Raw genomic sequence first — 11,698 nt, forward strand, 5'->3', positions numbered from 1 at the left:
AGCGTGTGATGATCAGCAAGAAAACTGAACGCATCGGCTCAGGGGGAGTTGGTCAGTCGGAGTCCTTTGCGTCGATTTCATATGTATGCCCCGCAGCGGGACTGAATAATGAAAACAACACCGTCATCATTGGCGGTGTGGGTTTGGACGGCATAACGTCCGTAAATTTCGGCTCGCAATCCTGTGCGGTCGTCCGTAGTGCAAGAGACGGTACTAGGCTCACCGTAACCGTGAGACCAGACAATAAGCAAAGCGGCAAGGTCACAGTGACGGCAGGATCTGCATCTGTTCCAAACGCCTATGATTTCGTGCGCCCTGTGGTCGGGTATCGGGTATTTGTAAAGAAATCCACAGATGGTGATACCTGGGAGAATGCGAAATACGGCAAATTTCAGGAGTCTGTACCGGGACAGACGTCATATTCCATACGCTTGGTCGACGATGAGGACGAGTCCCTGCTTCCCTGGGAAACTGACGATACCAATACGGTATACAAGGTGACAGTGTGCGCGATGCTGGACAAGTCAAAGATTATACTTTTGGATCCTGATCCCAAAGTGGCAACTCGGAGCGATCACCAATATCCGCTACCGGGCGACCGGGGTAGTGTTGCCTGGTTGACAGGACAGATCATCATGCCCTCCAGCATCCGGATTACCTCGTCCCAAGAGAATTCCAGCCTGACGTTGTTGTGGCTTCCTGCTAAGAATCTCTACGTCCGTGGATTCTTGTTCTCGCATCGGTACCGGATCTTCCGAAAGCCTGTCAACGCAACAACGTGGACAAAATACAAAGATGTATCGAATGAAGCCGCGATTGTCGAGACACTAGATGGGTTTGATGAAACGGAATTTTTAGTGACCCCAATAGGCGAGGACCACTGGAACCACGACAGCGTTGTGTATTTTGGCGCGCCGAACGGAATGGCATTGCCTAACAATCAGAGCAACCAAATGCTCGCGTATGGGCTGCCAAAGCTGGTGGATCAGTTTCCGAAATCGTACGGCCAAGCATTTGTTCTGTATGGCTCGATTGGGTCGATGTCGATTTCCGCGTTCTTCGAGTATATGGGGAACGCCTCATCAACGGGTAATACAAATTATGTTTGGCAGATTAACACCGACGAAAACGCTGATCCAACGAAATGGAGTGATCTGCGATTGTCGAACGTGACGGGAGAACGTACATCCGTGCTGACGTTTGGAGCTGCGAATCAGCCGGTCGATAGCTCTAACGCGGGTTGGTACCGCGTGAAAGCTAGAAACAAAGCAGTATCTTCTCGTGTTGATGGTGTTTTTTCGACCCCAGTGCGAGTGTATGTCGGAGTAGGCGGTGCGAAACCCACACCTGCATTGATTAGCCAGTCATATACTGCGGGACAGACAGTGTACGTTGAGCCTGAGACGAATGAACAAGGATTTGTATCGACTCTATTCAACAACGATTCTGGAGCAGGATATTTGTGGGAATACTCTGCTAAATCTCCAACTGGCCCCTATGAGCACTCCGAATTTAATCCTGGTGCATGGAGAGATATTGGGGGATACAGGACTCGGACAATGTGGTTTGGGGAAGGTTTTACAAGAAGCGCGGGCACTACCGATTCTGGCTGGTATCGACTTAAGATGATCGCGAACGGCCATGATGCATTTTCCGACCCCGTGTATATAAAAGTTGGTGACGGTGGAAACAGCCGTTTAGCAGCCTCCGCAACCGATGAGCATGTCGTGTCACAGTATCCGATGGGGGGAGACGAAATTATCGTCCCCTGGGATGCAAGAAGCGCTGAGACCTGGGTAGGGATTTCAGCCTATCCCCCGATGGTATGGCAGCCTGAGCAAAAGTTGGAGTACACCTATACCCTGACATGGGAGAAGTCTGCGGACGGCCTGACAGGATGGACGAATCTCTGTGATTCTAAACGGAGCAAAGAGTCTTTCCCGCAAGATAAGGATGTCAGTAACAGAAATTCCACCCTGCTACGGTTCACGCCCGACAGAAGCGAAGCAACCTTCTCTCAATATAAGGACCGCGTTAGTGGTTGGTACCGGCTTCGAGCTGTCCCGAGAAATCGGGCTGTAGGCATGACCGCGGCGCTCACTGGAGGCGGAAAAACCAAGCTTGAGATTTTGTCGAAGCCAGTGCAGGTGACGGTGGTGGAGTCCGGTCAGGGCCGGCCTGCGTTATTGAACCAGTCGGAGGGTATATTTGCCGCTGAGACGGGAAGTGTCGGTGCCGTGTCGATCGGGGCTTATTTTTCGAACATGGGTGGGGTCGGTAACGGTTATCGTTGGCAACGAGCGCCGGATAGCGGCACACCGCCATCACAAACCTCCAGCGACTGGAAGGACACTATCCCAGCACCAAGAACCATTATCGGGCTGGGCACGCCAACATTGACCTTTGGCATTTCGGGGGCAGGTGCGCAGGTGGCGAGTACTGGCTGGTACCGGCTCATCGCTGACAATCAGTACGACGTCGAGGTTTTCAGTGACCCGATCCGCCTCATTATCCAAGACACTTCGAAGTTCGGGCAACCGTCGGTTGGCATCATTGGACCGCGTCAAGGATCAGTCAAGGGCGGCACGTTAGTCAGCGTCAAAGGGAAAAACCTGGTGGGTGCCTCTGTGGTCACATTCGGGGGAGTGGCGGGATGGAATGTCGTCGTGGCCAGAAGCGCCGCGGATGGTAGTAGTGACGAACTGACGGTCATAACGCCGGCTCATGCTGCCGGTACCGTGAACCTATTCATCAAGACGCCAGGCGGCTCAGTCACCAAAGCATTCACCTTCACTTGACGCCGCAGGATGGGCCGGGAAATAGTGGCCGAGCAAGCACGTCAGTGATTCAGGCGTGCCCGGTAGATGAGGATGCGCATGCCCCACGAGCCTCTCCGCGTCGGGCGACTTTGACTTGAGCGTACGCGTGATCGCCGCGGCCGATCCACAACAACGCGCTGATGATGAGAGGTTCTCCAAAAATGACGATCTACGACAAGATGATGCATGAGCCCGTTGCCCCCAACGTATTGATTGACAGTGAGCCCGTTCCTCCCTATATCAACGCAAGGCCATGGACAATACGGCTGATGGTTTACGAAGACTTATTCATTCCCCGAAGGCTAGCCAGTAGCGGCACAGGCTTTGTGGCGAGCCAGGACTGGGTAATAACCGCGGCCCATGTCTTGGAGCCGGGAGATTCGGTGCGGCGCACGGCGATGTTTCTGTATGAAGACACTGCCGACACTGCAGGCAGAGTCAGTGACGGGGGGTTTTGGTTCGACGAAATTGTTCTCGGCGACGGTGATGTTGCCGCACTGCATGTACGTCAAGATTTTCGAGACAGATTGAGGGACCGCGTTGCGCCCGTTGACTGGCGTTACAATCCCGCAGATAACCTCAACGCAGTGACGGCCCACATTGGATTCGTGGAGCAGACTCCTCGTTTGGCGATGGCCACCGTAAGAACCCAATCAATCGAGGCGGCAACTCAACCGGGGGTGACAGGAAATCACGTTATCGGCCGCTCGATTCTGGGCCGAACAAGGCCCGGTGATTCGGGAGGGCCTGTGTTGGCACATATCCCGGGTATCCCAGAGCTTCGGGTCGTTGGTGTCATCAGAGGCGGACTGGAGCGCCCACTGCCCGGCCCCTTTAGAGGCGCGCGCGAGCTCTGGACGCCGCTCAACCAGGAACTGGTGCTCCGACTGCGGATTACGCAGAGGCCTTTTGAAGTGACGTTGGCCGCACCGCGCAACGGCACGATCGCCTCATGCTCGTACCGAGTGGCGCGCGATTCGTGAGTTGCCAATCGATTTGCCTGCTTTGGTCATCGCCGAGCGCTATTGCGTGAGTATACGATCCGTGAATTACCCGCACGCGGCGTCGCACGAGCGACGTTGGCCCAGATCGCCATGTCTACACACACTTCTAAACGGTACCGCACGTTCCACCGCCGGGACGGCATGAGCGGCGCGCCGCGCCTGTGACACTCATTCAGGAGAGCACAGGCTCCTGCCCCTAGTCCGGCAGGGTAGCCACACGCGGCATCCCGCGGCAGGCAGACGGCAGCATTCAAACTGAGCACCGAAATGCAGCGCCCATCGAAGTGGGGAGGGGCGCTGCGCTTCGGTGTTTTTTCATTTCCGGTCCGGCTTCGTCTCGATTCGTTTTTAGGTATTTTGTATTCAATATATTAAAAGAAATGCGGCAAAATTCATGGGAACGAGGGCTTAGTTTTCATCCAACAAGCATGCCTGTAAACCCTAGGGCGTACAGGGTTTAGTTCATCGTGCCGTGCCGTAGAGACCTTATCAAACAAGGCTTCGCGGGATTTTCTCACCCTCGATGCTGCGCACCGATGGACGCCACCGGCAACAGAAAGCCGTTGATAAAATATCGTGTATGAAATACTGTATATCACAAGAATGTGTCAGCGCTAGTGACGGCGCCCGAAGCGGCGACGGCTTGCTGAACCGGCATCCCCCGATTTGCTTATCACGCATACCAATTACATAAACGCCGTCGCATCAGGAGGAGACAAACCATGATGATCGTCGCCAGCATCCGGCGCGAAGCCAGCCCTGCGGGCCGCCCGCACGCACATCGCATGCGGGCGCGTGCCACCAATCCCGTCCGACTTTCGACGTGTGCGCCGGCCACCACGGTCCGAGCCATTTCCTGAGCGGAGACGATCATGGGCAAAGCACTCGAAGGCGTTCGCATTCTCGATTTCACGCACGTGCAGTCCGGGCCGACCTGCACGCAACTGCTGGCATGGTTCGGCGCTGACGTGATCAAGATCGAACGGGCAGGGCATGGCGACGTCACGCGCGAGCAACTGCGCGACATTCCCGATGCCGACAGCCTCTACTTCACGATGCTCAACAGCAACAAGCGCTCGATCACGCTCGACACCAAGCACCCGGAAGGCAAGGCCGTGCTCGAGCGCATGATTCGCGACTGCGACGTGCTGGTGGAGAACTTCGCACCGGGCGCGCTCGATCGCATGGGCTTCACCTGGGAGCACATCCACGCGCTGAACCCGCGCATGATCGTGGCGTCGGTCAAGGGCTTCGGCCCCGGCCCGTACCAGGACTGCAAGGTCTACGAAAACGTCGCGCAGTGCGTGGGCGGTGCGGCATCGACGACCGGCTTCGACGACGGCCCGCCCATGGTGACAGGCGCGCAGATCGGCGACTCGGGCACGGGACTGCATCTGGCGCTGGGCATCGTCACGGCGCTGTACCAACGCACGATGACCGGCCAGGGCCAGCGCGTGCTCACCGCCATGCAGGACGGTGTGCTGAACCTGTGTCGCGTGAAGCTGCGCGACCAGCAGCGTCTCGAGCGCACGCGCGTGATGGAAGAATATCCGCAGTACCCGAACGGCACGTTCGGCGACGCGGTGCCGCGCGCGGGCAACGCGTCGGGCGGCGGCCAGCCCGGCTGGATTCTCAAATGCCGCGGCTGGGAGACCGATCCCAACGCCTACATCTACTTCATCACGCAGGCGCCCGTGTGGGGCTCGATCTGCAAGGTGATCGGCAAGCCCGAGTGGGTCGAGCATCCGGACTACGCCACGCCGCGGGCCCGCCTGCCGCGCCTGCGCGAGATCTTCGACACCATCGAGCAATGGACCATGACGAAGACCAAGTTCGAGGTCATGACCATTCTCAACGAGTACGACATTCCGTGCGGCCCGATTCTCTCGATGAAGGAGATCGCCGAGGATATGTCGCTGCGCGAGACCGGCACCATCGTCGAGGTCGATCACCCGGAGCGTGGCAAGTACCTCACCGTCGGCAACCCGATCAAGCTCTCCGACAGTCCCACGCACGTGGAACGCTCGCCGCTGCTCGGCGAGCACACCGACGACGTGCTTGCCGAGTTCGGCTACAGCGCCCAGCAGATTGCCGCATTGCGCGAAGTCGGCGCGGTCTGAGCGGTTCGCGCGCGCATCGAATGGATTCAAGACATCGCGCCCGGCGCGCACGCGGCGAACGTTGCCGCGCGGCCGGGCCGTCACCGGAATGGCAAACGCATGAAACTCTGGACCCGCTTCAAGACCGCGCATGGGCGCATCGGCTTTGGCCTGCTGCAGGGCGATCAGATCGCCGAGCACCGCGGCAATCTCTACGATCAGCCGGTGCCGACGGGCGCGACCATCGCACGCGACGCGGTCGATCTGCTGTGCCCGTGCGAGCCCACGAAAATCGTGGCGCTCTGGAACAACTATCACGCGCTCGGCGCGAAGCTCGGCAAGGCCGCGCCGTCGCATCCGCTCTTTCTCATCAAGCCGGCCACCACGCTGGCCGGGCCCGACGCGGTGATTCGCCGTCCCCCGTCGTATGCGGGAAAGATCGTCTTCGAGGGCGAGCTGGGCGTGGTCATCGGCAAGCCGGCGAGCCACGTCAGCGAGGAAACCGCACGCGACTACATCCTCGGCTACACGCTGGTCAACGACGTGACCGCCGCTGAAATCATCGAACAGGACGGCAACTTCGCGCAGTGGACGCGCGCCAAGGGTTTCGACACGTTCGGCTGCCTCGGCCCCGTCATCGCGCAGGACTTCGATTGGCGCGAAGCGGAACTCGTCACGCGTCTGGACGGCGCGGAGCGCCAACGCTATCCGCTCGCCGACATGATCTTCAACCCGTGGCAGCTCGTCGCACGGCTCTCGCAGGACATGACGCTGCTGCCTGGCGACGTGATCGCCGTGGGCACGTCGATCGGTGTGGGTTCGATGAAGGAAGGTGCGCTCGTGGAAGTGAGCATCGACGGACTCGGCACGCTGGCCAACCGCATGGGCGGATGAAGCAAATGGGGCAGCTCAGCCGCTTCAGCCCGGAATAGACGGACGCAGATGCGGACGGGCGCAGCGGGAACGCAAGCGATTTCACGGTGGTCGGCCGGGGTGGCAATGGCCTGAGTCGATCGCCCTTTTTCATTCGGCAGACCGTGTGCGATGCGGCGCGGTCTGCCCTGGGGAAGCGCGTGGTTTGCCTGATGCGGCGCTCAAATGCGCTCGAACTTGCATCAAACGCCGATGCCTGCCGGCGGCGGTACGGGACTCTTGTAGGCCATCATGCCGTCGATCAACGCGGCGCCATCGGCAAGCAGGAACTCCCGGAACGCGAGCGCGACCGGTGGCAGGCGTTTGCTGCGGCGATGCACGACGTACCAGCTTTGCCACGCCGGAAAGCCCTGAACGTCGAGCACCGTCAGGTCGCCCGTACGCAGTTCCATGCCGACGGTGTGCGCCGACAGGAAGCTGATGCCCATGCCCGCGATCACGGCCTGCTTGATGGTCTCCGTGCTCGAGATCTCCATGGCGATCGTCAGTTGCTGGGTGCGATGGCCGAAGGCGTCCTGCAACGAGTTCCAGGTGTCGGAGCCGCGCTCGCGACTGATGAAGGGCTCCTGCGCGAGCCGCGAGAACGGAATCTGGCGTTGGCCGGCAAGCGGATGGTCGGGCGGCGCGACGATGACATACGGGTGCGGCGCGAACGCTTCGTTGATCGTATCCACCTCGTGAGGCGGTCGCACCATCACCGCGAGATCGGTCAGGTTCTCGGTGAGCTGATGCAGCAGTTCCTCCCGGTTGTGCACGGTGAGGTTGAGCGTGACGCCCGGGTGCCGCGCGGTGAATGCCGCAAGCAGGCGCGGGAAGAAGTAGTCGCCCGCACTGATGACGGCCACGTTGAGCTTGCCGCCCGTGATGCCCTTGAGGTGATCCATCGCCTCTTCGGTCTCGCGAAAGAGCGCAATGATTGCGCGGCTGTAGTGAAGCATTTCGCTGCCCGCCGGGGTCAGGAAGATCTTCTTGCCCAGTTGCTCGAACAGCGGGAGCCCGGCGTGTGTCTCGAGTTGCTTGACCTGGGTGGAGACGGCCGGTTGTGTGAGGTGCAGCTCTTCGGCGGCGCGCGAGAAGCTCAGGTGGCGCGCGACGGCTTCGAAGACTTTCAACTGACGGAGCGTGGCGTGTTTCATGCGACGAGGACCGGGCAGGGTAGAGATCAAGGGGCGTGCGATGCGACGACGTTCGCAGGCGGCGCATGGCTGAAGAAGTATAAGTAATCGCAGATGGTTTGCATAATTAACTTTAACTGTCTTTTATGGTTTGGGCTGCGTAATCTGCAGTGGCAGCCCGCGAAGCAGTGATGTGACAGCAAGGTGTTGGCGAGTGCCAGACCAGGCGAGCGCGGGCCAGCGTGTTCTGAAGACGATCACTGTTTTGGGAGAGCGCCATCATGTCTGTCATCGAAACGCATATCAAACCCGCCGCCCTGGCACCGGTTGCCAATGCCCATCTGCATGCGTTCAACAACGCATTCGTCGAACTGGGTCTCGACTGGTATTGGGATCATTCGACGTACACCCGTTTGCTGCATCTCACGGGTAATCAGGATTTGCCGCTGGCGTATCTCGAGGGCGCTTCGGCGCAGGCGTTGCGCATGGCCGAGCTGCTGCTGATCGGGGCTTACCTCGACGGGCACCAGCCGCATCTGCTGCGCGCCTACGAGCCGGAATTCCTGTGCGATCTGATTCACTGCACGAAGGTGCGCTGCTTCGAAGCTGCCAATGAAGGCCGTTCGATGCAGCCGCCGCGAGCCGCGTTGGCCTGAGTTTCACAACACCACAGGGGCCGAGACCCCGAGACAATAACTATGCATATTGGCATTCCAAAGGAGACGGTCGACGGCGAATCCCGCGTCGCGGCCACACCGGAAACGGTGAAGAAACTGGTGGGCGCAGGGCATCGCGTCACCGTCGAGCATGGCGCAGGAGAGGCGGCGAGCGTGCCCGATGCGGCATATGTCGCGGCGGGCGCGTCGAGCGGTAGCGCGGCCGACGCCCTGGGCGCGGAACTCGTGCTCAAGGTGCGGGCGCCGTCGATGGACGAGATCGCGCGGATCCCGCGCGGCAGCGTCGTCGTGGGCATGCTCAATCCGTTCGACGCCGAGAACAACGCCCGCATGGCGGCGGCCGGCGTCGTCGGCTTCGCTTTGGAAGCCGCACCGCGCACCACGCGTGCGCAAAGCATGGATGTGCTGTCCTCTCAGGCCAACATCGCCGGCTACAAGGCGGTGATGCTTGCCGCCAACCTCTACCAGCGCTTCATGCCGATGCTCATGACGGCCGCCGGCACGGTCAAGGCCGCCCGTCTGGTGGTGCTCGGCGCCGGCGTGGCGGGCCTGCAGGCCATCGCGACGGCCAAGCGCCTGGGCGCCGTGATCGAGGCGTCCGACGTGCGCCCAGCCGTGCGCGAGCAGATCGAGTCGCTTGGCGCCAAGTTCATCGACGTTCCCTTCGAAACCGACGAAGAGCGCGAAATCGCGCAAGGCGTCGGCGGCTACGCCCGCCCGATGCCCGCCGCCTGGCTCGCGCGTCAGGCACAGCTCGTGCACACGCGTCTCACGCAGGCCGACATCGTTATTGCCACCGCGCTCATTCCGGGGCGCGCGGCGCCGACGCTCATCGCCGAGGACACCGTCAAGGCGATGAAGCCCGGCTCGGTGATCGTCGACCTGGCCGCCGGGCGCGGCGCCGAGCACGACGGCAAGCGCGGTGGCAACTGTCCGCTGTCGGTTGCCGACGCGGTCGTGAAGGTGCACGGCGTGACGATCGCCGGCTACACGAACCTCGCCGGCATGGTCGCGGCCGACGCCTCCGCGCTGTATGCGCGCAACGTGCTCGACTTCCTCAAGCTGGTGATCGACAAGGAAGGCAAGCTCGTCATCGATACCAACGACGACATCGTCGCCGCGTGCCTGATGTGCCGCGACGGCCAGGTGCTGCGCGCCGCATAAGGAGGGGGACGCAAATGGAATTGATCAATCACACGGTGATCAACCTGATCATCTTCGTGCTGGCGGTGTACGTCGGCTATCACGTGGTGTGGAACGTCACGCCCGCGCTGCACACGCCGCTCATGGCGGTGACCAACGCCATCTCGGCGATCGTGATCGTCGGCGCGATGCTCGCGGCCGGCCTCACCGAAGGCGGACTCGGCAAGACGATGGGCGTGGTGGCGGTGGCGCTTGCCGCCGTCAACGTGTTCGGGGGCTTCCTCGTCACGCAGCGCATGCTGGAAATGTTCAAGAAGAAAGACAAGGCGCCGGCCAAGGCGGCAAATGACGAAGCTGCAAAGGGAGCGCACTGACATGAGCATGAATCTTGTGACGCTGCTGTATCTGGTCGCGTCGATCTGTTTCATCCAGGCGCTCAAGGGCCTGTCGAATCCGAAGATGGCACGACGCGGCAACGCGTTCGGCATGGTCGGCATGGCGATCGCCGCCGTCACCACGATTGCGCTGATCTTCGAGCTTCGTCGTCTGACAGGCGGCGATTACTCAGGGCTCGGTCTGATCCTGGCGGGGTTGGTCGTCGGTGGCGGCGTCGGCGCATACGTCGCCCGCAAGGTCGAGATGACCAAGATGCCGGAGCTGGTCGCCGCCATGCACTCGCTGATCGGTCTCGCCGCGGTGTGCATCGCCGTGGCCGCGGTGGCCGAGCCGGCCGCGTTCGGCATCGTGCCGGCCGGCGAGACCTCGCTGCCCGCAGGCAACCGCATCGAGCTGTTCATCGGCACGTTCGTCGGTGCGATCACGTTCTCGGGCTCGGTCATCGCCTTCGGCAAGCTCTCGGGCAAGTACAAGTTCCGTCTGTTCCAGGGCGCGCCGGTCGTGTTCACCGGTCAGCACACCGTCAACCTGTTGCTCGCCATTGCGATGCTTGGCTTCGGCGTCATCTTCTTCCTGTCGCAAAGCTGGCTGCCGTTCATCCTGATGACGGCCATCGCCTTCGTGCTCGGCGTGCTGATCATCATCCCGATCGGCGGCGCCGACATGCCCGTGGTCGTGTCGATGCTCAACTCGTACTCGGGTTGGGCGGCGGCCGGCATCGGTTTCTCGCTGAACAACCCGATGCTGATCATCGCCGGCTCGCTGGTCGGCTCGTCGGGCGCGATCCTGTCGTACATCATGTGCCGCGCGATGAACCGCTCGTTCTTCAACGTGATTCTCGGCGGCTTTGGCGCGCAGGCGGGGGCAAGCGCGGGCGGCGGCGATCAGCAGCAGCGTCCGGTCAAGTCGGGCTCGCCCGACGATGCGGCGTTCCTGATGAGCAACGCCGAATCGCTGGTGATCGTGCCGGGCTACGGTCTGGCCGTGGCGCGCGCGCAGCATGCGCTCAAGGAACTGACCGACAAACTCGTGGAGAAGGGCGTGAGCGTGCGTTACGCCATTCACCCGGTGGCCGGCCGCATGCCCGGGCACATGAACGTGCTGCTCGCCGAAGCCGAAGTGCCGTACGACCAGGTGCTGGAGATGGACGAGATCAACGGCGAATTCGGTCAGACGGACGTGGTGCTGGTGCTGGGAGCGAACGACGTGGTGAACCCGGCGGCGAAGAACGATCCGCAATCGCCGATTGCCGGGATGCCGATTCTCGAGGCTTACAAGGCCAAGACGATCATCGTCAACAAGCGCTCGATGGCGGCCGGCTACGCCGGTCTCGACAACGAACTCTTCTATCTCGACAAGACGATGATGGTCTTCGGCGACGCGAAGAAGGTCGTCGAGGAAATGGTCAAGGCCGCGGCCTGACCGGTGTGTCACGCGGTGCGCTGCCGTGTGCGGCGCACCAGAGCCATCCGGGGGATCGAGGTGGCTCGTTCGCTCACTTCTGCAGGGCAC

Annotated in this window: 9 protein-coding genes; 8 read left to right on the forward strand and 1 reads right to left on the reverse strand. The window is 61.0% G+C overall.

From position 1 onward, the window contains the following. The first annotated feature begins 8 nt into the window (after positions 1–8). The 4 genes from RO07_RS25490 to RO07_RS08240 all read left to right on the forward strand — a co-directional run bounded on the left by RO07_RS25490 (position 9) and on the right by RO07_RS08240 (position 6,816). Positions 9–2,798, forward strand: a complete 2,790-nt coding sequence (locus RO07_RS25490; protein ID WP_084072517.1) for an IPT/TIG domain-containing protein — start codon at positions 9–11, stop codon at positions 2,796–2,798. Positions 2,799–2,980: 182 nt separating this feature from the next. After that, on the forward strand, positions 2,981–3,802 hold the full coding sequence (locus RO07_RS08230) for a trypsin-like serine peptidase (protein WP_039409703.1): 822 nt from the start codon (positions 2,981–2,983) through the stop codon (positions 3,800–3,802). Positions 3,803–4,695: 893 nt separating this feature from the next. Continuing rightward, complete coding sequence (gene frc, locus RO07_RS08235; protein WP_039409706.1) at positions 4,696–5,943, forward strand: formyl-CoA transferase; 1,248 nt, start codon at positions 4,696–4,698, stop codon at positions 5,941–5,943. Positions 5,944–6,042: 99 nt separating this feature from the next. Next, positions 6,043–6,816: a fumarylacetoacetate hydrolase family protein gene (locus RO07_RS08240; RefSeq protein ID WP_039409709.1), complete on the forward strand. Its 774-nt coding sequence runs from the start codon at positions 6,043–6,045 to the stop codon at positions 6,814–6,816. A gap of 221 nt (positions 6,817–7,037) precedes the next feature. Here RO07_RS08240 and RO07_RS08245 read toward each other — a convergent pair whose 3' ends face one another. Beyond that, entirely contained in the window at positions 7,038–7,991 is a 954-nt protein-coding gene (locus RO07_RS08245; RefSeq protein ID WP_052267126.1) for a LysR family transcriptional regulator, read from the reverse strand. Between the two features lie 260 nt (positions 7,992–8,251). On the opposite strand from RO07_RS08245, the gene RO07_RS08250 reads away from it, so the two are divergent. The 4 genes from RO07_RS08250 to RO07_RS08265 are packed head-to-tail and all read left to right on the forward strand — an operon-like array spanning position 8,252 to position 11,608. Continuing rightward, positions 8,252–8,626 carry an HAD family hydrolase gene (locus RO07_RS08250; protein WP_052267127.1) on the forward strand — a complete coding sequence of 125 codons (375 nt, stop codon included), beginning with the start codon at positions 8,252–8,254 and terminating at the stop codon, positions 8,624–8,626. Between the two features lie 42 nt (positions 8,627–8,668). After that, positions 8,669–9,811 carry an NAD(P) transhydrogenase subunit alpha gene (locus tag RO07_RS08255; protein ID WP_039409712.1) on the forward strand — a complete coding sequence of 381 codons (1,143 nt, stop codon included), beginning with the start codon at positions 8,669–8,671 and terminating at the stop codon, positions 9,809–9,811. Between the two features lie 14 nt (positions 9,812–9,825). Continuing rightward, a complete protein-coding gene (locus RO07_RS08260; RefSeq protein ID WP_039409715.1) occupies positions 9,826–10,164 on the forward strand; it encodes an NAD(P) transhydrogenase subunit alpha part 2 in 339 nt (112 codons plus the stop codon). Position 10,165: 1 nt separating this feature from the next. Further along, on the forward strand, positions 10,166–11,608 hold the full coding sequence (locus RO07_RS08265; RefSeq protein ID WP_039409718.1) for an NAD(P)(+) transhydrogenase (Re/Si-specific) subunit beta: 1,443 nt from the start codon (positions 10,166–10,168) through the stop codon (positions 11,606–11,608). Positions 11,609–11,698: the final 90 nt, after the last annotated feature.

The sequence above is a fragment of the Pandoraea pulmonicola genome (assembly GCF_000815105.2).
In the GTDB taxonomy this organism is placed as follows: Bacteria; Pseudomonadota; Gammaproteobacteria; order Burkholderiales; family Burkholderiaceae; genus Pandoraea; species Pandoraea pulmonicola.

Bases quoted from the DNA above. Each gene is read 5' to 3' on its own strand.
- RO07_RS25490 (WP_084072517.1), top strand. From the start codon at position 9: ATGATCAGCAAGAAAACTGAACGCATCGGCTCAGGGGGAGTTGGTCAG.
- RO07_RS08230 (WP_039409703.1), top strand. From the start codon at position 2,981: ATGACGATCTACGACAAGATGATGCATGAGCCCGTTGCCCCCAACGTA.
- frc (WP_039409706.1), top strand. From the start codon at position 4,696: ATGGGCAAAGCACTCGAAGGCGTTCGCATTCTCGATTTCACGCACGTG.
- RO07_RS08240 (WP_039409709.1), top strand. From the start codon at position 6,043: ATGAAACTCTGGACCCGCTTCAAGACCGCGCATGGGCGCATCGGCTTT.
- RO07_RS08245 (WP_052267126.1), bottom strand. From the start codon at position 7,991: ATGAAACACGCCACGCTCCGTCAGTTGAAAGTCTTCGAAGCCGTCGCG.
- RO07_RS08250 (WP_052267127.1), top strand. From the start codon at position 8,252: ATGTCTGTCATCGAAACGCATATCAAACCCGCCGCCCTGGCACCGGTT.
- RO07_RS08255 (WP_039409712.1), top strand. From the start codon at position 8,669: ATGCATATTGGCATTCCAAAGGAGACGGTCGACGGCGAATCCCGCGTC.
- RO07_RS08260 (WP_039409715.1), top strand. From the start codon at position 9,826: ATGGAATTGATCAATCACACGGTGATCAACCTGATCATCTTCGTGCTG.
- RO07_RS08265 (WP_039409718.1), top strand. From the start codon at position 10,166: ATGAGCATGAATCTTGTGACGCTGCTGTATCTGGTCGCGTCGATCTGT.